Annotated in this window: 15 protein-coding genes; 5 read left to right on the top strand and 10 right to left on the bottom strand. The window is 68.8% G+C overall.

Annotated elements, in window-relative coordinates:
• Positions 1-572: 572 nt before the first annotated feature.
• From ACO6VK_RS03500 to ACO6VK_RS03485, 4 genes are read right to left on the bottom strand one after another with little or no spacing between them, the layout of a single operon-like run.
• Positions 573-2,150: a DHA2 family efflux MFS transporter permease subunit gene (locus ACO6VK_RS03500; RefSeq protein WP_411850467.1), complete on the bottom strand. Its 1,578-nt coding sequence runs from the start codon at positions 2,148-2,150 to the stop codon at positions 573-575.
• A gap of 7 nt (positions 2,151-2,157) precedes the next feature.
• The gene (emrA, locus tag ACO6VK_RS03495; RefSeq protein WP_411850466.1) at positions 2,158-3,339 is read right to left on the bottom strand and encodes a multidrug efflux MFS transporter periplasmic adaptor subunit EmrA; all 1,182 of its coding nucleotides are present in this window, start codon (positions 3,337-3,339) and stop codon (positions 2,158-2,160) included.
• 10 nt (positions 3,340-3,349) lie between these two features.
• Positions 3,350-4,843, bottom strand: a complete 1,494-nt coding sequence (locus ACO6VK_RS03490) for an efflux transporter outer membrane subunit (protein WP_422505591.1) — start codon at positions 4,841-4,843, stop codon at positions 3,350-3,352.
• Positions 4,840-5,283 carry a MarR family winged helix-turn-helix transcriptional regulator gene (locus ACO6VK_RS03485; protein WP_422505590.1) on the bottom strand — a complete coding sequence of 148 codons (444 nt, stop codon included), beginning with the start codon at positions 5,281-5,283 and terminating at the stop codon, positions 4,840-4,842. The genes ACO6VK_RS03490 and ACO6VK_RS03485 overlap by 4 nt, the downstream gene beginning before the upstream one ends.
• 141 nt (positions 5,284-5,424) lie before the next feature.
• Here ACO6VK_RS03485 and ACO6VK_RS03480 point away from each other — a divergent pair, with 141 nt between their 5' ends.
• Complete coding sequence (locus ACO6VK_RS03480; RefSeq protein ID WP_411850463.1) at positions 5,425-6,303, top strand: helix-turn-helix domain-containing protein; 879 nt, start codon at positions 5,425-5,427, stop codon at positions 6,301-6,303.
• 58 nt (positions 6,304-6,361) lie between these two features.
• Entirely contained in the window at positions 6,362-8,605 is a 2,244-nt protein-coding gene (parC, locus tag ACO6VK_RS03475) for a DNA topoisomerase IV subunit A (protein ID WP_422505589.1), read from the top strand.
• 155 nt (positions 8,606-8,760) lie between these two features.
• On the opposite strand, the gene bfr is transcribed toward parC, so the two are convergent.
• On the bottom strand, positions 8,761-9,249 hold the full coding sequence (gene bfr / locus ACO6VK_RS03470) for a bacterioferritin (RefSeq protein WP_422505588.1): 489 nt from the start codon (positions 9,247-9,249) through the stop codon (positions 8,761-8,763).
• A gap of 122 nt (positions 9,250-9,371) precedes the next feature.
• Here bfr and ACO6VK_RS03465 point away from each other — a divergent pair, with 122 nt between their 5' ends.
• A complete protein-coding gene (locus ACO6VK_RS03465) occupies positions 9,372-11,732 on the top strand; it encodes a penicillin acylase family protein (protein ID WP_422505587.1) in 2,361 nt (786 codons plus the stop codon).
• A gap of 12 nt (positions 11,733-11,744) precedes the next feature.
• On the opposite strand, the gene ACO6VK_RS03460 is transcribed toward ACO6VK_RS03465, so the two are convergent.
• Together ACO6VK_RS03460 and asnB are read right to left on the bottom strand one after the other, a co-directional pair.
• Positions 11,745-13,127, bottom strand: a complete 1,383-nt coding sequence (locus ACO6VK_RS03460) for a cation:proton antiporter (RefSeq protein ID WP_422505586.1) — start codon at positions 13,125-13,127, stop codon at positions 11,745-11,747.
• A gap of 101 nt (positions 13,128-13,228) precedes the next feature.
• A complete protein-coding gene (asnB, locus tag ACO6VK_RS03455) occupies positions 13,229-14,920 on the bottom strand; it encodes an asparagine synthase B (protein ID WP_422505585.1) in 1,692 nt (563 codons plus the stop codon).
• Between the two features lie 354 nt (positions 14,921-15,274).
• On the opposite strand from asnB, the gene ACO6VK_RS03450 reads away from it, so the two are divergent.
• Both ACO6VK_RS03450 and ACO6VK_RS03445 read left to right on the top strand, forming a co-directional pair.
• Entirely contained in the window at positions 15,275-16,177 is a 903-nt protein-coding gene (locus ACO6VK_RS03450) for a tetratricopeptide repeat protein (RefSeq protein WP_422505584.1), read from the top strand.
• An 85-nt stretch (positions 16,178-16,262) separates the two neighbouring features.
• On the top strand, positions 16,263-16,946 hold the full coding sequence (locus ACO6VK_RS03445; protein WP_422505583.1) for a pentapeptide repeat-containing protein: 684 nt from the start codon (positions 16,263-16,265) through the stop codon (positions 16,944-16,946).
• 156 nt (positions 16,947-17,102) lie between these two features.
• Here ACO6VK_RS03445 and dapE read toward each other — a convergent pair whose 3' ends face one another.
• Genes dapE through ACO6VK_RS03430 form a run of 3 tightly spaced genes read right to left on the bottom strand, consistent with a single transcriptional unit; the run spans position 17,103 to position 19,429 of the window.
• Positions 17,103-18,230 (bottom strand): succinyl-diaminopimelate desuccinylase, encoded by a 1,128-nt coding sequence (gene dapE, locus ACO6VK_RS03440; protein ID WP_422505582.1) that lies wholly within the window; start codon positions 18,228-18,230, stop codon positions 17,103-17,105.
• Positions 18,227-18,589, bottom strand: coding sequence for an arsenate reductase (locus ACO6VK_RS03435; protein WP_422505581.1), 363 nt, complete (start codon positions 18,587-18,589; stop codon positions 18,227-18,229). The genes dapE and ACO6VK_RS03435 overlap by 4 nt, the downstream gene beginning before the upstream one ends.
• A gap of 45 nt (positions 18,590-18,634) precedes the next feature.
• Positions 18,635-19,429, bottom strand: a complete 795-nt coding sequence (locus tag ACO6VK_RS03430; RefSeq protein ID WP_422505580.1) for a hypothetical protein — start codon at positions 19,427-19,429, stop codon at positions 18,635-18,637.
• Positions 19,430-19,473: the final 44 nt, after the last annotated feature.

Below are 19,473 nucleotides of genomic sequence, written 5' to 3'. Positions count from 1 at the left end.
TAGAGCGGAACGGATGAAGCGAACGATCAGAACGGGCTGCGCTTGGGGTGTGTCCCGCCGCTCCATCCGTACCCGACCAAGCCAGCGGCAGTGCAGATGGGTTTTTTAGAAGCCGACGCTGAAGCCAGAGCGTTGCTTCTGTGCCTGCGACGGGCTGGGCGGGGGTGTGCGGGTTCCCGGGACACGCCGCAAGTACGTCCGTGTAGGCTCGTGCGCCGCATCCATGCGGCGCAACGGCCCCGCGCCCCCACACACCCCCACCCCAGACAGTTGGTCGGCGCCTATCGAACAGCAACGCAAGGCGGTGGAGCCGACCGTTGTTCAGCTGTTTCGCGCTCTGCTGTTTGGCTGTTTGGCCGTGGACTGTTCGTCACGCACCGACTCACTTTCAGGGGCGGGTATGGGTGGAGTGGCGGGACCGTAGAGCGCCACGGATGGCGCGAACGAGCCTACACGGACGTACTTGCGGCGTGTCCCGCCGCTCCTCCCGTACCCGACCAAGCCAGCGGCAGTGCAGATGAGCTGCTGCTCCGCTTTCGACGGGGTTCTCTGCGTTGCAGTTCAGATGCCGATCAATGCCCACCGGCCGAGGCCGCACCCGCCCCTGCACCGAACGGCGGCTTGGCCAGCCACAGGAAGGCGATGATGGCCAGGAAGATCCAGCCCAGCAGGAAGAAGATGTCGTTGAAGCCCATCTGCGATGCCTGGTGGTTGATCATGTTGTTGAGCACGGCCGCGCCATGCTGCAGATCACCCTGCCCCATCGCCGTCACCTGGTCCTGCATGCCCGGCGTGTAGCCGGACACATGCTCGGTGAGGTGCGCATGGTGCTCCTGCGTGCGCCGCGCCCACAGCCACGTCGTCAGCGACGCCGCGAAACTACCGCCCAGCGTGCGCAGGAAGGTGGCCAGGCCGGAACCGGCCGCGATCTCGCGCCCGTCCAGGTCCGACAGCAGGATCTGCAGCACCGGCATGAAGAACAGCGCCACACCAATGCCCATGATCAGCTGGATGCCGGCTACATGGCCGAAGTCCACCTGCAGGTTGAAGCCCGAACGCAGGAAGCTGGTGAAGGACAGGAACACGAAGGCGATGGTGGCCAGCATGCGCATGTCGAAGCGCGACGCGTACTTGCCGACGAACGGGGTCATGATCACCGGCAGCACGCCGATCGGCGCGGTCGCCAGACCGGCCCAGATCGCCGTATAGCCCATGTCACGCTGCAGCCACTGCGGAATCAGCAGTGCCACGCTGAAGAACGCCGCATAGGCCACCACCATCGCCAGCGTGCCGGCGCGGAAGTTGCGGTGGCGGAACAGGCGCAGGTCCACGATCGGGTCCTTGTCGGTCAGTTCCCAGATCAGGAAGACCGCCAGGGCCACCACCGACACGCAGGCCAGCACCACGATCTTGCCCGAGCTGAACCAGTCCTCGTCGTTGCCGAGGTCCAGCACCAGCTGCAGCGCACCCACGCCGATGACCAGCGTGATCAGGCCGACGTAGTCCATCTTCGGCTTCTCGGTGTGCTCCGGGCGGCCCTTGAGCTGGTTGCCCACCACCAGCGCGGCGAAGATGCCCAGCGGCACGTTGATCAGGAAGATCCATTCCCAACTGTAGTTGTCGGTGATCCAGCCGCCCAGGATCGGGCCGGCGATCGGCGCCACCACGGTGATCATCGCCAGCAGCGCCAGCGCCTGCCCGCGTTTCTCGCGCGGGTACAGCGACACCAGCAGGCTCTGGGTGATCGGGTACATCGGACCGGCCACGAAGCCCTGGATCGCACGCGATACGACCAGCATGCCCATGCTCTGCGCCAGGCCGCACAGCAGCGAGGCCAGCGTGAAGGCCAGCGTGGCCCACACGAACAGCTTGGTCTCACCGAAGCGACGGCTCAGGAAGCCGGTCAGCGGCAGCGCGATCGCGGTGCTGACCGCGAACGAGGTGATCACCCACGTCGCCTGCTGCGAACTGGCGCCCAGGTTGCCGGCGATGGTCGGCAGCGACACGTTGGCGATGGTGGTGTCGAGCACCTGCATGAACGAGGCCATCGCCAGGCCGGCGGTACACAGGGCGACATTGGCCGGCTTGAAGCCGGCTGTCGTCCCTGGCGCACCCGGCATACCGGGTGCGGCGGGAGCTTGTGCGGACATGGTGGCCTCAGCTTGCCTTGGCCTGCTGCGGCAGGTTGCTCTGGATGATCTGGTGGATCACATCGTCGGCGCTGTGCAGCTGCTTGGCGTAGACGTCGGTATCGAACACCTGGCCCTTGGCGGTTTCGGTCGGCAGCACGGTGCCCTTCTGGTCGCGCAGGCTCACTTCGGCCTTGATCGACAGACCGATGCGCAGCGGGTGCTCGGCCAGCTGCTTGGCATCGATGGCGATGCGCACCGGCACGCGCTGCACGATCTTGATCCAGTTGCCGCTGGCGTTCTGCGCCGGCAGCAGCGAGAACGCCGAGCCGGTGCCCAGGCCCAGGCTGTCGATGCGGCCCTTGTAGGTCACATCACCGCCGTACAGGTCCGAGCGCAGTTCCACTTCCTGGCCCAGGCGCATGTGGCGCAGCTGGGTTTCCTTGAAGTTGGCTTCCACCCACATCTGTTCGGTGGGCACCACGGCCATCAGCGCATTGCCCGGCTGCACGCGCTGGCCCACCTGCACCGAACGACGGGCGACATAGCCGGCCACCGGCGCGACGATGCCGGCGCGGGCGTTGTTGAGGTACGCCTGGCGCAGCTGCGCGGCAGCAGCCTGCACGTCCGGCTGGGTGGCGATCACGGTGTCGTCGACCAGCGCGTTGCTGCGCTCGAAGGTCTCGCGCGAACCGGCGACCGCGGCTTCGGCAGCCGCCAGTTCGGTACGGGCGTGCGCCAGCTCTTCGTTGGAGATCGCGCCGGTGGCGGCCAGGTTCCTGCGGCGATTGAAGTCCTCGCGGACACGGTTCAGCGTGACCTGGCGGGCATTCAACTCGGCCTGCGCGCCTTCCACGCTGCGGTACAGACCGCGCACCTGGCGGACCGTCTTGGCGAGGTTGGCTTCGGCCTGCTGCAGCGCCACTTCGGTGTCGGCCGGGTCCAGCTGCACCAGCAGCTGGCCACGCGCCACGCGCATGCCGTCATCGGCGTTGATCGCCACCACGGTGCCGCTGATCAGCGGGGTGATCTGCACCTGGTTGCCCTGCACATAGGCATCGTCGGTTTCTTCGAACCAGCGGCCGAACATGAAGTACCACAGGGCCAGGGCGGCCAGCAGCAGCACCACGATGACCAGCAGGCCGCGCAGCAGCTTGCCGCGACGGGAGGGAGCTGCGTTCTCGGCAGCGGGGGCGGAGGTCTGACTCATGGGATGACTCTCAGGAATGCGAGGATTCGGGGGTGGCGGCAACCGTGGCGGTGTCGCTGGACGGGGTGAAACCGCCGCCCAGCGCCTGGCTCAGGCGCACCGAAACAAGGATCTGACGCGACTGCAGCCCGGCCAGGCGCTGCTGGGACAGCAGCAGCTGCTCTTCCACGCTGAGCACGTCCAGGTAACTGCCGATGCCGGCGCGGTAGCGCTGTTCGGCCAGGTCGTGGGCGGCACGTGCGGTGCTCACGGCCTGGGCCTGCGCAGCAGCCTGATCGGCCAGCGAGCGCACCGCGTTGACCTGGTCGGCGACATCGCGCAGCGCGTTGACCACCGACTGGTTGTAGTCGGCCACGGCCAGGTCGTACTGCGCGTCGGTCTTGTCCAGGTTGGCGCGCAGGCGGCCCCCATCGAAGATCGGCAGGCTCAGCGCCGGGCCCAGGAAGGCGAAGGTCGAACCGCTCTTGAGCAGCTGGTCGACCTCGCTGGAGACCACACCGCCGAGCGCGGTGAGGTTGAGGCTCGGGTAGAACTGCGCCTTGGCCGCGTGGATCTCGCGGTGGGCCGCTTCCACGCGCCAGCGCGCGGCGACGATGTCCGGGCGACGGCCCAGCAGTTCGCTGGGCAGCACGCCCGGCAGCTGCAACGCCAGCGGGTTCAGCACCTGCGGGCGCGCGATCTGCAGGCCGCGGTCCGGGCCCTGCCCGACCAGCGCGGCCAGCGCGGTGCGCGCTTCGTCGATCTGCTGCTGCGCGGCCTGCTGCTGCTGCTGCGCGGCCGGGATGCGGGCTTCAGCCTGGCGGGTCTGCAGGTCGCTGTCGATGCCGGCGGCGCGCCGCTGGCGGGTCAGGTCCAGGGTCTTCTGCGCGCGCGCCAGTTCTTCGCCGGCCACATCGTGCAGCTGCCATGCGTAGCCCAGCTGCGCATACGCTTCGGCGATCGCCGCCGACAGGTTCAGGCGCGCGGCCTGCGCGTCCACCGCGGCGGCATGGCCGCTGTCCACGGCCGCTTCCCAGGCGGCGCGCTTGCCGCCCCACAGGTCGATGCCGTAGCTGACGCTGAGGTAGGCCTGGCCACTGCCGGCATAGCTGCCACCCAGTTCGTCGCCGACCATCGATTCGGGCAGGCGCACGCCGGTGTAGCCGCCGGAGGCGGACACGCTCGGCAGGCGGTCGGCATGGGCGCTGCCGATCTGCGCGCGGGCCTGGCGCAGGCGTGCATCGGCCGCATCCAGGCTGGGGTTGCGCTGCAGGCCTTCAGCGATCAGGGCGTCGAGCTGGGGGTCACCCAGCGCGCGCCACCAGTCGGTGGACGGCCAGCCCGGCTGGCTCAGGCCGTGGTTGGCCAGGGTGCGCTGGGTCTGCAGGCTGTCGGCGTCGAGCAGCGCGGCCTTGGGTTCCAGGCCGCCGGTGCTGGCACACGCGGCCAGGGCCAGCGCCAGCACGGACAGCAGCACCGGCCGCAGCGGGCGCAGTGAAGAGGAGCGATCAGAGAGGGAAGTCATGGCGAATTGAGGGAGTCACGTACACGGGTCATGAGGGAATGCAGCTGCGCGCGCTCGTCCTCGGACAGGTCGCGCATGGCGTCGTTCATCGTCTGGTCGCCGCGCTGCTTCAGCCGGGCCCACAACTGGCGGCCGTCGTCGGTCAACACGATCTGCAGCGCCCGACGGTCCTGGGCATGCGGCTCACGCCGCACGCAGCCCATCGCTTCGAGCTTGTCCAGCAGCCGGGTGACGGCGCTGGGCACCTGGTCCAGGGCCTGGGCCAGTTCGTTGGCGGTGCACGGCGCGCGCGCCGACAGCACCTTCAGGCCCAGGTAGTGGGTGAACCCGATGCCGAGGTTTTCTTCGGCCATCGACGTGTCTAGCTGACGGACCAGGCCATCGCGCACCTGGCGCAACAGCAGTCCGAAGCTGGGAGGCGTGGTTTCGGGACAGATCATGGGGAGCATTCTCTTCCAAAAATTATATTTCTCAATGGAAATATTCAATCTGGAACCAAATGCTGTGTTGCAGCACGCAGAACAATGGGAGGACGCCACCTTAATGGCGCCCGGGACTGGCCCGGTATTACAATATGGTCAATGAATGACACATTCCGGCCAGCGCCCGACCCCATCGCCGCCCAGATGATCCGCAACAACGTGCTCGACTGGTTCGAGCGCGACGATGGGCTGGGCGTGCTCGGCTTCCGCGTCGAGAGCGCCAACGGGCTGGAGCGCGAGATCGACTGGCACCAGCACCGGCGCGGCCAGCTGATCAGCGTAGAGGCCGGCCTGCTCAACATCCGCACCCGGCACGGCAACTGGTCGCTGCCGCCCGGCTGCGCCGGCTGGATGCCCCCGGCCGAGCCGCACACGGTGGATATCTGCGGCCCGCTGCGGGGCTGGGGCGTGATCATCAGTGCCGAGCTGACCCGCGAACTGCCCGACGAACCGTGTGTGGTCGCCATCTCCGACCTGCTGCAGGCGCTGGCCCTGCGCGTCACCGAATGGCCGCCTGCGGAAGCCGCCAGCCCGCGCCAGCAGCACATGATCGAGGTGCTGCTGGACGAACTGCGGCACGCCCCGCGCCAGCGCATGCACCTGCCGATGCCGCAGGACCGGCGGCTGCTGCGGATCGCCTCGCAGCTGATCGCCAATCCGGCCGACGGCCGCAGCCTGGAGCAGTGGGCGCAGTGGGCGGGGCTGTCGCCGCGTACACTGACCCGACACTTCCGCGACGAGACCACGCTCAGCTTCGCCCAGTGGCGCCAGCAGGCGCGCCTGGCCGAGGGTCTGCGCCGCCTCTCCGACGGCCAGGGGGTGTCCGACATCGCCCACGAACTGGGGTTCAGCAGCCCCAGCGCCTTCGTCACGGTGTTCCGCCGCCACTTCGGTTGCCCGCCCGGGCGCTATCTGGCGCGCAACGGACAGCCACTCAACCCATCACGCGGCTTGGCATCCCCGGCCGCATCCGGATAATCGTCCGCCTGCGAGGGCGACAGCCGTCGCCGTCCCTTGCCACAGGTACCAATCCCGCATGACCGATCTCGCCCGCCCCGCCTTCCACGGCTTTGAACAGCTGCCCCTGCGCGAATACGCCGAACGGGCGTACCTGGACTATTCGATGTACGTGGTGCTCGATCGCGCACTGCCGTTCATCGGCGACGGGCTCAAGCCGGTGCAGCGCCGCATCATCTATTCGATGAGCGAGCTGGGCCTGAACGCGGGCTCCAAGCCAAAAAAATCCGCACGTACCGTCGGCGACGTGATCGGCAAGTACCACCCGCATGGCGACAGCGCCTGCTACGAAGCACTGGTGCTGATGGCCCAGCCGTTCTCGTACCGCTATCCGCTGATCGAAGGCCAGGGCAACTTCGGTTCGACCGACGATCCCAAGTCGTTCGCGGCGATGCGTTACACCGAATCCAAGCTGACCCCGATCGCCGAAGTGCTGCTGGGCGAAATCAACCAGGGCACCACCGACTGGACCCCGAACTTCGACGGCACCCTGGAAGAGCCGACCTGGATGCCGGCGCGCCTGCCGCACCTGCTGCTCAACGGCACCACCGGCATCGCCGTGGGCATGGCCACCGACGTGCCGCCGCACAACCTCAACGAGATCGTCAGCGCCCTGCTGCACCTGCTGGATGATCCCGATGCGACCGTGGCCGACCTGTGCGAGCACGTGAAGGGGCCGGACTACCCGAGCTTCGCCGAGATCATCACCCCGCTGGCCGACCTGCGGAACATGTACGAGACCGGCAACGGCAGCGTGCGGGCGCGCTCGACGTTCGTGAAGGAACACAACAACATCGTGGTCAACGCGCTGCCGTTCCAGGTATCGCCGTCGAAGGTGATCGAGCAGATCGCCGCGCAGATGCGCGCCAAGAAACTGCCGTGGCTGGAAGACATCCGCGACGAATCCGACCACGCCAACCCGGTGCGGGTGGTGCTGGTGCCGCGCTCCAACCGCGTCGATGCCGAACAGCTGATGGGCCACCTGTTCGCCACCACCGACCTGGAGCGCAGCTACCGGGTCAACCTCAATGTGATCGGGCTGGACGGGCGTCCGCAGGTGAAGAACCTGAAGATGCTGCTCAGCGAGTGGCTGCAGTTCCGCAGCACCACCGTGACCCGCCGCCTCAACCATCGCCTGCAGAAGGTCGAGCGCCGCCTGGAAATGTTGGACGGCCTGCTGATCGCCTTCCTCAACCTCGATGAAGTGATCCACATCATCCGCACCGAGGACGAGCCCAAGCCGGCGCTCATCGCGCGCTTCAAACTGAGCGAGGAACAGACCGAGTACATCCTCGACACCAAGCTGAAGCAGCTGGCGCGCCTGGAGGAAATGAAGATCCGTGGTGAGCAGGACGAGCTGGCCAAGGAGCGCAGCAGGATCCAGTCGATCCTGGAGAGCAAGGCCAAGCTGAAGAAGCTGATCCGCGACGAGCTGGTGGCCGATGCGAAGAAGTTCGGCGATGACCGTCGTTCGCCGCTGGTGCAGCGTGGTGCGGCGCAGGCCATCGACGAAACCGAGCTGGTGCCCAGCGAGCCGATGACCGTGGTGCTGTCGGAGAAGGGCTGGATCCGCGCGGCCAAGGGCCACGACATGGACCCGGCCACGCTGTCCTACCGCGACGGCGATGCGCTGCTGGGGTCGGTGCGTGCACGCAGCACCCAGCAGGTGGCGTTCCTGGACAGCGAGGGCCGCGCGTATTCCACGCTGATCCACACCCTGCCCTCCGCGCGCGGCAACGGCGAGCCCCTGACCGGCCGCTTCTCGCCGGCGCCGGGCAGCGCCTTCATGACGCTGGCCAGCGGCGAGAACAACACCCGCTTCGTGCTGGCGTCCACGCATGGCTATGGCTTCGTGACGCGCTTCGAGAACCTCACCGGCCGCAACAAGGCCGGCAAGGCGATGCTCAACCTCACCTCCGGGTCGAAGGTGCTGACCCCGGCCATCGTCGCCAATCCGGACACGGACCGCATCGTGGCGGTGACCAGCTCGGGCAACCTGCTGGCGATTGCGGCCAGCGACCTGCCGGAACTGGACAAGGGCAAGGGCAACAAGATCATCGACATCCCCAAGGCCAAGCTCGCCACCGAGCGCGTGGTGGCGGTGGTGTCGGTGAGCCCTGGCAACACCCTGCTCGTGCGCAGCGGCCAGCGGACGATGAACCTGTCGTTCAAGGATCTGGACACCTACCTGGGTACGCGTGCCACGCGCGGCCACCTGCTGCCGCGTGGCTGGCAGAAGGTCGAAGGGTTGGCGGTCGAGTAACGCCGACGGCGGACGCGCACACAAAAAGGCCGGGTTTCCCCGGCCTTTTTGTTTGCTTCAACGTCGGCTGGCTGGCGGTTGCTGGCGGGCGGACGCGGGTGGCTGCGGCGTGCTGGCGAAAGGCTGGCTGGCGCGCGGTGGAACAAGGGCGTACGTCAGTGCGCGGCGGTGCCCTTCGCCTGCATCTTGCTGGTCTGGTACAAGGCCAGGCCGATGCGCTTGATCAAGCCCAACTGCTGTTCCAGCCACCAGGCGTGGTCTTCCTCTGTGTCCTTCAACTGGACCAGCAGCATGTCGCGGCTCACGTAATCCTGGTGCTGCTCGCACAGCTTCATGCCGGCGGCAAGGTTGTTGCGCACGCTGTACTCGGTGTCCAGGTCTTTCTGCAGCATGTCCTCGACCGTGGTGCCGGGCTCGAACGCATGCGGGCGCATGTCCGGGTCCCCGCCGAGGAACAGGATGCGGCGCAGCAGCGCATCGGCGTGCTGGGTTTCCTCTTCCATCTCATGGTTCAGGCGCTCGTACAGCGCGAACAGGCCCTGGTCCTCGTAGCGGCGCGAGTGGATGAAATACTGGTCACGCGCGGCCAATTCGCCGCGCAGCAGTTCCTTCAGGCACGCAATGACGTCCGGATTGCCTTTCATGGTGGGGGTTCCTGGTGGATCGATGGCGCACATGGTGCCCCATCCAAAATCCCAATGATCTAATCGGAATCAGTCGCAGTTGGCGCCTACAATCGGCCAACACCGTCATCGGGGGGCGCGGGATGCGTCGCTGGCTCACGCGGGTGCTGTGGCTGTTGGGGGTACTGGTCATCGTCGTCATCGCCACCGTGTGGTGGCTGCTGCGTGGCAGCCTGCCCGCGCTGGACGGCACGCAGCCGCTGGCGGGTCTGCAGGGCCCGGTGAGCGTCACCCGCGATGCGCTCGGGGTGGTCACCATCGACGCCGGCAGCCAGGCCGATGCGATGCAGGCACTGGGGCTGGTGCATGCGCAGGAGCGCTACTTCGAGATGGACCTGATGCGCCGCACCGCAGCCGGCGAGTTGGCCGCGCTGTTCGGCCCGGCCGCCGTCGAAATGGACCAGCGGATGCGCGTGCACCGTCTGCGCGCCCGGACCCGGGCGCACCTGGCCGAGGCCATCGGTGCGCAGACCGAGGTAATCCACGCGTATGTGGCCGGCGTGAACGCCGGCGTGGCCGGCCTGCGCGTGCGCCCGTGGCCGTACCTGCTGCTGCGCCAGTCACCGGCCCCGTGGGCGGCAGAGGACAGCGTGCTGACCGGGCTGGCCATGTATGCCGACCTGCAGGACCCCCGCAACCAGGACGAACTGGCGATGGCGCGCCTGCGCGAGGTGGTGCCGCCGGCGCTGTATGCGCTGCTCGCCCATGACGGCAGCGAATGGGATGCGCCCTTGTTCGGTGCCCCGCGCGGCAATGCGCGGCTGCCCGGCGCCGACGTGCTGGATCTGCGCCAGCCCACGTCTGCGGCGCCCGCCGCGACGGCCACCCTCGCCGCGCCGGACGTGCACGGCAGCAACAATTTCGCGGTGGCCGGCGCCCTCACCGCCGACGGCCGCGCGATCGTTGCCGATGACATGCACCTGGGCCTGCGCGCGCCCAATCTCTGGTTCCGGGTGCGGCTGCGCTATCCCGATCCGCAGGCGCCCGGCGGGAAGGTCGATGTCAGCGGCTTCTCGCTGCCCGGGCTGCCGGCCATCGTGGTCGGCAGCAACGGCCACGTGGCGTGGGGCTTCACCAACAGCTACATCGACAACGCCGATTTCGTCCACGTGCCGGCCTCTGCGACCGGCACGGCCGACGGCCTCCGGACCTACGACGAGCGCATCCAGGTCGCCGGCCAGCCCGACACGCTGCTGCGCGTGCGCGAGACCCCGTGGGGACCGCTGCTGCACGTGCGTCCGGACGGCAGCGGCGAGGCGCTGCGCTGGACCGCGCAGCTGCCCGGCGCGGTGCGCCTGGATTTCGCGGCGATGGCGCGCGCCGGCGACCTCGACGATGCCCTGCGCATCGCCGACCGCGCCGGCATTCCGACCCAGAACCTGGTACTGGGCGACCGCAACGGACGCATCGCCTGGCGGTTGATCGGCGCCCGCCCGGACCGCGCTGCCGATTGCCCGCCTGCCGGCACCGCGCAGCCGGCAGGCGCGCACTGCGCGCCCTGGCCGATCCGCAGCGACCGCTCGCCGGCCCTGATCGACCCGCCCTCGCACCGCCTGTGGACCGCCAACGGGCGCGTCCTCGATGGCGAGGCGCTGGCCACCGCCGGCAATGGCGGCTATGACCTGGGCGCGCGCGGGCGGCAGATCCGCGACCGTCTGATGGCGCGCGAGCGCTTCACCGAAGCGGATCTGCTGGCGATCCAGCTCGACGACCGTGCGCTGTTCATGGCCCGCTGGTGGACGCTGATGCGCCAGGTCGTCGAGGGCAGCGACGACCCCGCGTTGAAGCGCCTGGACGCGGCCAGTCGCCACTGGGACGGGCACGCCGCCGTCGATTCGGTCGGCTACCGGCTGGCGCGCGGCTTCCGCGGCAAGGTGGTGGACGCGCTGACGACGGGCCTGCTGGCACCGGCCAAGGCGCAGCTCGGCGACCAGTACCTCGCACCGCGGCTGGCGCAGTTCGACGGGGTGGCCTGGCCGCTGGTGACCGAGCGGCCGGCCCACCTGCTGCCGCCCACCTACCCCAGCTGGGACGCGCTGCTCGCCGATGCCGCCCGCCAACTCGACACCGACCTTGGCGCACAGGGACCGGATCTGGCGCAGCGCACCTGGGGCGAGCGCAACACCGCCGCGATCTGCCATCCGATCAGCCGCGCCCTGCCGGCGCTGGCCCGGCGCTGGCTGTGCATGCCGGCCGATGCCCTGCCCGGCGACCGCGACATGCCACGCGTGCAGGGGCCGGCCTTCGGCGCCTCACAGCGGATGGTGGTCGCCCCGGGCCACGAGGCCGACGGCCTGGTCCACATGCCCGGCGGGCAGAGCGGGCATCCGCTGTCGCCGTTCTGGGGCGCCGGGCACGACGACTGGGTGAAGGGGAGACCGACCCCGTTCCTGCCGGGCAGAACCGTGTACCGGCTGGAACTGACGCCGGGCGCGGCGCGGTAGCGCACCACGCGTTTACCGCCAGCGACGCTCCATCGCGCTCAGCAGCGGCCCGGTCATGGCGGTGGTCACCAGCGCCATGATCACCAGCACGGCGAACAGGCGGTCGCCGAGGAAGCCCAGCTCGTAGCCGAGGTTGAGCACGATCAGTTCCATCAGCCCGCGGGTGTTCATCAACGCGCCCAGCTTCCAGGCCTCCTGATTGCCCATGCCGGCGCTGCGTGCCGCACTCCAGGTGCCGATCAGCTTGCCCACGGTGGCCACCGCGATCACCACCAGGCACAGCAGCAGATCGCTGGCCTGCAGTGCATCGGCGCGCATGCGCAGGCCGGTCATGGCGAAGAACAGCGGCAGCAGCAGGGTGACCGCGAACGGCTCGACCCGGGTGGCCACGGTGTGCCGCAGGGTGGCATTGCCGGAGACCGCCACACCGGCGGCGAACGCGCCAAACAGCGCGTGGATGCCGAGCATCTCGGTGACCAGCGCGCAGCCCAGCGCCATCAACAGCATGATCAGCAGCCAGCGGCCCTCCAGCCCCGGCGCAATCGTGCGACGCGAGAACCACGGCCGCACCACGCCCAGCATGACGGCCACGAACGCCACCACGCAGACCAGGTTGATCGTCGCCGGCACCCAGCCCTGCGCCTGCGCGGCCGCCACGATCAGCGCCAGCAGGCACCAGGCAGTGGCATCGCCAAGCGCGGCGCAGGCGATCGCGGTCTGGCCCAGCGGCGAGCCGGTCATGCCTCGGTCGGCCAGGATGCGCAGCAGCACCGGGAACGCGGTGATGCTCAGCGATACGCCGACGAACAGCGCAAATCCGGTGAATCCCACCCCGCCTGGCGCGTGCGCGCCGTACAGCCACAGCGCCAGCAGCACGCCCAGCACGAACGGCACCGCGATGCCGGCATGGCTGACCACGAAGGCAAAACGACGCCGGCCACGCAGGCCGCCCAGGTCCAGTTCGGCCCCGGCAACCAGCAGGAACATCAGCACGCCCAGTTGGCTGAGCAGCCCGAGCGAGCCCAGCGACGCGGGCGGGAACAGCGCGCCATGCACCTGCGGCAGCAGCGCGCCCAGTACCAGCGGCCCCATCATCAGGCCAGCGGCCATCTCGCCGATGACGCCGGGCTGCCCGAGACGGCGAAACAGCCATCCCGCCCCCTTGGCCACCAGCAGCAGCACCAGCAGCTGCAGCAGGAACAGACCCAGCGGTGCATTCAGATGCGCCGCCCATCCGGCACCGAGCGCCGCGTCGCCATGCGCGACCTGTGCCTGCACGCCCGGGCCGGCAAAGCGCGCCAGGCCCAGGCCGATCAGCAACGGCAGCGCCACCCAGCCCAGATAACGCCATGCCAAACCGCTGCGACGCATGCCGCGGGTGGTGTCTGCTTCCATGACCGATCCCCATCGATTGAAGCGGGGATTCTACGGATTCGACGCCCCCGCGACAGCAGGCGACGTTGCGGCGACACGGTGGCGTCGCCGCAACGCACCGATCAGGCCAGTGCCTGGGCGTGCACGCCGGCGACCGCGCGGCCGGACGGATCGGCCATGCCCGCGAAACTCGCGTCCCAGGCAATGGCCGCCGGCGACGAGCAGGCGATCGACTTGCCACCCGGCACGGTTTCAGCCGCCGCCTGGGTCGGGAAGTACTGCTCGAACACGTGGCGGTAGTAATAGGCCTCCTTGGTCTGCGGCGGGTTGTGGACGAAGCGCTTGTCCGCCGCCGCCATGACCCGGTCGCTGATCTGCGCCTCGGCATGCGCCTTCAGCCCGTCGATCCAGCCGTATCCCACGCCATCACTGAACTGCTCCTTCTGCCGCCACAGGATGGATTCCGGCAGGTACCCGTCGAATGCTTCGCGCAGCACCGCCTTCTCGATCCGGCGCGCGCCGTCGCCGCCCTTCCCCACCATCTTGTGGCGGGCATCGATGCGCATGGCCACATCGAGAAACTCGCGGTCCAGGAACGGAACGCGCGGCTCCACGCCCCACGCCATCATCGATTTGTTGGCGCGCAGGCAGTCGTAGTTGTTGAGCGCATCGAGCTTGCGCACCAGCTCCTCGTGGAACTCGCGTGCGTTGGGCGCCTTGTGGAAGTACAGGTAGCCGCCGAAGATCTCGTCGCTGCCTTCCCCCGAGAGCACCATCTTCACGCCCATCGCCTTGATCCGGCGCGCCAGCAGGAACATCGGGGTCGACGCGCGGATGGTGGTGACGTCGTAGGTTTCCACGTGGCGGATCACTTCCGGCAGCGCATCCAGTCCTTCCTCGAAGGTGTATTCAAAGCCGTGGTGCACGGTGCCCAGCGCCTCGGCGGCGATGGCCGCAGCCGCCAGGTCGGGCGATCCCTTCAGGCCGATCGCAAACGAGTGCAGGCGCGGCCACCACGCTTCGCTCTGGTCGCCATCTTCGATGCGATGACGCGCATACCGTGCAGCCACCGCCGCCACGAGGGAGGAATCCAGGCCGCCGGACAACAGCACGCCATAGGGCACATCGGTCATCAGCTGGCGGTGCACCGCGCGCTCGAAGGCCTCGCGCAGCTCGGTCAGGTCGGCGGCCACGCCATCCACCGCGTCGTAGTCGCGCCACGGGCGCTCGTAATAGCGGGTCAGCGTGTCGGTGGCGCTGTCGTACCAATGGCCCGGCGGGAACTGCGCGGCGTCGGCGCAGATGTCCACCAGCGACTTCAGTTCCGAGGCCACCACCAGGCGGCCGGCGCTGTCGTGCCCCCAGTACAGCGGCACCACCCCGATCGGATCGCGGGCGATCAGCACGCGCTGCGCGGCGCGGTCCCACAGGGCGAAGGCGAAGATGCCGTTGAGGCGGTTGAGGAACGAGGCCGGGCTGTCCTGGCGGTACAGCGCGTTGATCACCTCGCAGTCCGACCCGGTCTGGAAGGCGTAGGGCTGGGCCAGCTCGCCCTTGAGTTCACGGTGGTTGTAGATCTCGCCGTTGACGGCCAGGGCCAGGTCGCCGTCGTCGGACAGCAGCGGCTGCGAACCACCGGCCGGATCGACAATCGCCAGGCGCTCATGGACCAGGATGGCGCCGTCATCGACGTATACCCCGCTCCAGTCCGGGCCGCGGTGGCGCTGGCGCTGGGACAGCTCGAGGCTGTGGCGGCGCAGGGCCGGGAGATCGTCACCGGCCTGCAGGCCGAAAATACCGAAGATGGAACACATGGGAGCAACTCCTGGGAATGGGGGAATACACGTGACGTCTGTATCCGACCGGCCACCTTTCCCGGGCCTGTGCTGCACCCGGAAAACAAAAAACCCGCATCGACCGATGCGGGTTTTCTGGGTCCGGGCGTGTGTTGCTGTTCTAGCCCTGGTCGCAGTCCCGCATCGGCCGCGCACGATTATTCGCGCGCAGATTGCTGCGGTTATTGGTGTTGACGGCGGTGGCCAGGAGCGAGGACATGGATCGACCGTACCCCGGTTTTGGCGACGGCGCAACTGTTGCGATGGCAACCGATTCAGCGGGCACGCCATCGCGCTCGGGGATAATCGCCCGCCCCGTTCCGGATCTCATGGATGACCCTCTGCTTCCCCCGCCTGCGCGCCGCGCTGCTGCCGACGCTGGCCCTGCTGGCCCTAGCCGGCTGCCATAGCGCCCCTGTCCGCCCGGTCAGCGACACCGAACGTGATGCCCTGGCCGCTGCGGCCGATGGGCAGTTCGACTCGGCGATGCGCGTGGCCAGAATGTACCGGGCCTGGAATGACCCGCGCGCGTTGGACTGGTACGCGCGCGCCGCCGCCACCACCCCGCGCACCCATCACACCACCAGCGCCGAAGAGGAGCTGGGCACGATCCTGGAGCGTGGCCGGCTGGACAGTGGCGACACGCCGCAGAAGCCCGAGGCGATCGTGCTGAAGCCGTCGCCGCGCAAGGCCTTCCGCTGGTATCACAGCGCCGCGTACCACGGCTCGCCGTATGCCATGCACGACCTGGAGAAATGGTATGAACGCCGCGGCGATATGACGGGCGCGCTGCGCTGGCGCCTGCGCTCGGCGGTGTACCTGCGCGAGCTGTACAAGCTGCAGGCGCTGCGCGATGCGACCAGCGGGTCAGCCAAGCCCGGTACACCGGTCAGCGCCACACCGTCGCCGAACCCGGTGATCGCCGGCATCCAGCGCCGTGCCGAACGCGGCGATGCCGAGGCCCAGGTCGATCTTGGCGCGCTGTACGAAGCCGGCATCGGCGTGACCGAAAGCAAGGCCGACGCGCTGCGCTGGTATGCCCGCGCGGGCGACCAGGGCAATGTGTACGGCCAGTACCTTGCCGGCCTGGTGCAGGGGCGCGGTGGGCGTGGCCTGGAGAAGAACGTGGACGCAGCCGCCGGCTGGTTCGCCCGTGCGGAGGCGCAGGGCTTCTACATGGCGGCCGAATCGTACTGGCGCGAGGCGATCGCCCCACCGTTCTGGACGTTCGAGTAAGTCGTCCTGCCAGCCGGGTCTGTACACACATCCGGCCGGGTCACAAGTCTGCCTCGTCGCGTGCTTCTCGCCCAGAATGCGCGGCATGAACAGCGCAATTTTCCGCGACGACACCCTCACCCGTGACCGCATGCAGCAGATCATCGCCGCGCACCCGCGCGCGGCGGTTTTCGAATCATGCGTCTTCGACGGCGGCGACTTTTCGCGGCTGGACATGGACGGCTTCCAGTTCAACCAGTGCTCGCTGGCGGGGACGACCTGGCTGGCCGCGTCGCTGGAAGAAAGCCGGTGGCACAAGTGCCGGGGTGCGCAGGCCGACTTCAGTTCGGCGCTGCTCAGCGACAGCCAGTTCTCGCACTGTGATCTCAACAACAGTCACTGGCGCCGCGCGACGCTGTCGTCGGTGCGGTTCGAGGACTGCAAACTCACCGGCGCGCACCTGCAGGAGGTGAGCGGCTGGGCGCTGGAATTCCGCCACTGCCTGATGGTCAGTGCCGACCTGCGCGGCCTGTCCTTCCGCAAGGCGCAGCTGGACGGCATGGACTTCTCCGATGCGGAGCTGTCCGGCTGCGATTTCCGCGACGCGGTGTTCAACGGCGGTAGCCTGCGCAATGCACAGACCCGGCTGACGCGCTTCGAAGGCGCCGACCTGCGCGGCACCGATATCAGCGGACTCAACGTGATGGATGCCAAGCACTTCAAGAAGGCGGTGATTTCGCAGCAGCAGGCGGCCGCGGCATTGGCCGCGTTCGGGTTGATTGTGGCGTGATGGGCGGCTGGCTGGAATGCCTGGCTGGGATGCCTGGCTGGGTAGAGCCTACCGGGTAGAGCCGACTGTTGGTCGGCTGTTTTGTGGTCCGGCGAAGAGCAGCCGACTAACAGTCGGCTCTACCCTGTCGGCGGCTCTACGCTGTCGGCCACGCGGTTACGCCAGGAGCCGCTCGATCAGGCGCTGGTACAGGGCCGGCAGCCGTTCCAGATCGGCCACCGCGACGTTCTCGTCTACCTGGTGGATGCTCGCGTTGACCGGCCCGACTTCGATGCACTGCGCCCCCAGCGGCGCGATGAAGCGCGCATCGGAGGTGCCACCGCCGGTGCTTTCCTCCGGCGGCGCGCCCGCGAACGCACCCAGTACCTCGCGGGCGACCTGGCGCAGCGTGCCTTCCGGCGTGTAGAACGGCTCGCCGCTGCGGTGCCAGCCCAGCGTGTAGTCCAGCGCGTGGCGGTCGAGCAGCGTGGCGATTTCCTGCTCCAGCACCGGCGCGCTCCAGTGCGGGTTGTAGCGCAGGTTGAACAGCACCTGCAGCTCGCCGGGAATCACGTTGTTGGCACCGGTGCCGGCATGGATGTTGGAGATCTGCAGGCTGGTCGGCGGGAAGCTCTCGTACCCGTCGTCCCATTGGCGTGCGGTCAGCTCGGCCAGCGCCGCGGCGGCCAGGTGGATCGGGTTGCGCGCCTTCTGCGGATAGGCCACATGGCCCTGCACGCCCTTCACCGTCAGCGTGGCCGACAGGCTGCCACGCCGCCCCACCCGCAGCAGATCGCCGAGCACGGCGGTGGAGGACGGTTCGCCGGTGATGCACCAGTCGATGCCCTGCCCGCGCGCACGGAACAGATCGGCCACCCGGCGCACGCCGTCGATGGCATCGCCTTCCTCATCGCTGGTGAGCAGCACCGCGAGGGTGCCGGGATGGTCCGGATGGGCGGCGACGAACTGTTCGGCGGCCACCACGAACGCGGCCACGCTGCCCTTCATGTCCGCCGCGCCGCGGCCATACAGCACGCCGTCGCGGATCTGCGGCACGAACGGGTTGCTGGCCCAGGCCTCGACCGGGCCGGTCGGCACCACGTCGGTGTGCCCGAGCAGCACCAGCACCGGCGCGCCGTGGCCGTGGGTGGCCCACAGATTGTCGACCTCGCCCAGGCGCAGGTGTTCGCAGGCGAAGCCGGCACGCTGCAGGCGCCCGGCCAGCAGCGCCTGGCAGCCGGCATCGTCGGGCGTCACCGAGGCGCGCGCGATCAGGTCGCAGGTGAGCGCGAGGACATCGTTCACGCGCCGGCTCCGAAACGCTGCTTGAAGCCGTTGTCCGAGAAGCCTTGCGTCATGCTGCCGTCCGCAGTGACCACGACCGGGCGCTTGATCAGCTGCGGATGCTCGCGCAGCAGCAGCTTCCACTCCGCATCGGACGCGGCCGCCTTGCGGTTGTCCGGCAGCTGCCGCCAGGTGGTGGAGGAGCGGTTGACCAGCGCGGCGAAACCACCGGCCTGCGCGGCCCAGTCGATCAGGGTGTCCGGCGACGGCGTGTGTTCGCGGTAATCGACGAAGGTGTACGGCACCTGGAAGCGGTCGAGCCACTTGGTGGCCTTCTTGCAGGTGTCGCAGTTCTTCAGTCCGTACAGGGTGGTGGTCATGGCGCGCTCCGCACAACATCGATCAGGAAAGACCGCCGAAGCATGTCACACCAGGCGTTCGGACACGACCCGGAACGGCACCTGCGGCACCCGGAAGCAGAACGCATCGGCGAGGTCGGCGCCCATGTCCGCCACACGCGGGCAGTGCGTCCGGCCCACCAGCCGCAGGGGCTGCACCTGCGGCAACGCAATCGGCAGGTCGATGTGGGTCAATGCGGTGCGGCCATCGGCGGACACGGCAATGGCCGCCTCCTGGCAGGCGAGAAACGCCAGTGCCTGCGGCGGGTCGGCGAATGCGCCCGCCGCCCAATCGGCTGGCCATGCCGCCGCCGGCACCAGCTGCGCCTGCAGTGCCGGGGCGCTGCCCTGCCCCGGCTCGATGCGGGTGTGCCAGCCGTCATCGGAGCAGCCGTGATCGAAGCGTGCCGGCCAGTGCGGCTGCATCGCATCACTGAACAGACGGGCGCCCACCGCGTGGGCCACGCTGTCGATTACGTTGCGGTCGAACAGCACCACCGGCGTGGCCGCAGCGTCACCGTCGGGGAGCAGATACCAGCGCCAGTTGCTCTGCAGCGGCGAGGGAAACAGCGCGCGCAGCGGCCCGGCGAAGGCCGGACCGAAGTGGCCGTGACGATAGGTCAACACGGTGTAGGGCGTGCGCCCGGCGTGGGTGAACAGCCGGTAGCCCGGCGGCGCCGCAGGCGCGTGGCGGGCATCCACCCACCACGTCATGTAGATCACATCGCGTACGTCGCTGCGCAGCAGCGGCACCGGCAGCACGCGGGTCAGCGCGCGCCGCAGGGCCGGCCAGCGCGTACCGTCCAGCAGGCGCTGCAGCATGCGTCCCGGCCACCCCGGGTAGGGGTGGCGGTAGCGCGCGGCCT

Origin of the sequence: Stenotrophomonas sp. GZD-301, assembly GCF_049310345.1 — a bacterium.
Taxonomy (GTDB): Bacteria; Pseudomonadota; Gammaproteobacteria; order Xanthomonadales; family Xanthomonadaceae; genus Stenotrophomonas.
Note: the sequence above shows the minus strand (reverse complement) of the source record. Positions and strands in the feature narration are given on the sequence as shown.